Source organism: Burkholderia sp. LK4 (genome assembly GCF_001043615.1).
Classification (GTDB): domain Bacteria; phylum Pseudomonadota; class Gammaproteobacteria; order Burkholderiales; family Burkholderiaceae; genus Burkholderia; species Burkholderia cepacia.
This window is the reverse complement of the sequence record NZ_LDUL01000176.1, coordinates 1-722: the sequence shown is the minus strand read 5'-3', so window position 1 is coordinate 722 and position 722 is coordinate 1. Positions and strand designations below refer to the sequence as shown.

General features: G+C 64.3%; 1 protein-coding gene. It reads left to right on the top strand.

The annotated features are described in order from the left end of the window. On the top strand, window positions 1–722 hold a 722-nt coding region (locus VK92_RS38720), incomplete at both ends, for a condensation domain-containing protein (RefSeq protein ID WP_048026301.1).

The following is a 722-nucleotide window of genomic DNA, read 5'->3' as shown; positions in this document are numbered from 1 at the left end:
CTTACCCTCATCAAGCACCACATCGTCATCGACCACGTTTCACTCGAGATCATGCTGGGCGAGGTCGCCGCAATCCTGGGTGGGCGCGCGCACGAATTGCCGGCACCGATCGAGTTCCGCGCCTTCGTCGCTCAGGCATTGCATCGCGTCAATCCGGAAGAAGCCGAAGCCTTCTTCCGTGACCAGCTCTCCGATGTCGATGAGACCACCGCCCCCTTCGGCATCGTCGACTCCGCTGCCGCCGGCAGCACCCATGCGCTTGAGGTCGCTCGCACCGAACTCGAGCCCGCTCTCGCGCTGCGTCTGCGCGAAACAGCGCGCAGCATGGGCGTGAGTCCCGCCGTGTTGTTCCACGTCGCCTGGGCGCTCGTCGTTGCTCGTACCTCCGGGCACGACGACGTCGTGTTCGGAACCGTGCTCTCCGGACGCATGCAGGGCGACTCCGGCATCTCCAGTGTGCTCGGGCTGTTCATCAACACACTGCCAGTTCGCATCCAGCTGGCCGATGTCTCCCTGCCAACCCTGGTTCGCAACACCCATCATGCTCTCGCCGCGCTGCTACCGCACGAGCACGCCCCGCTCGCACTCGCCCAGCGCTGCAGCAGCGTCCCCGCACCTGCGCCGCTGTTCACCTCAATGCTCAATTACCGGCACACCGTCGCAGGCCTGACTCAAGATTGGCAGGGCTTCGAGCTGGTTGAGGCAGAAGAACGGACAAACTA